General features: G+C 57.6%; 2 pseudogenes. Both read left to right on the top strand.

The features are described from left to right. Positions 1–166, top strand: a pseudogene (locus ACRPFF_RS11800) (dTMP kinase); the annotation flags it as partial. Further along, a pseudogene (locus ACRPFF_RS11805) lies at positions 136–246 on the top strand (class I tRNA ligase family protein); the annotation flags it as partial. The pseudogenes ACRPFF_RS11800 and ACRPFF_RS11805, both read left to right, overlap by 31 nt. Positions 247–380 lie beyond the last annotated feature (134 nt).

Here is a 380-nt window from a genome sequence, read left to right on the forward strand (position 1 = left end):
CGGAAAATCCACAAACCTTGCCGTCATCAAAGCATGGTTTGAACGGAGGGGGCTGCCCGTACTGTTCACGCGCGGGCCGGGCGGAACGCCGGTCGGTGAGGCCTTGCGCGAAATCCTGCTCAACCCTGAAACCAAGTACCGGGTTGGGACTGCCACGGTTTGCCTATCGAAGTAATGGTGGAAAAACTGCACGGCAAAGATATGCCTAAAGCCCGTTTCCGCGAATTGTGCCGCGAATATGCCGCCGGATATTTCTTCGCTGATGTGTCCGACGCAGGGCGCGGTGCAGCGTTTGATTTGGTACAGCAGGCAAGGGCGGTCGCGATGCTCGAATACGCTGTCTTCGCAGGCTGTCTCTTATACACATCTCCGAGCCCACG

The organism is Neisseria sp. SLRRB23, from assembly GCF_050896295.1.
In the GTDB taxonomy this organism is placed as follows: Bacteria; Pseudomonadota; Gammaproteobacteria; order Burkholderiales; family Neisseriaceae; genus Neisseria.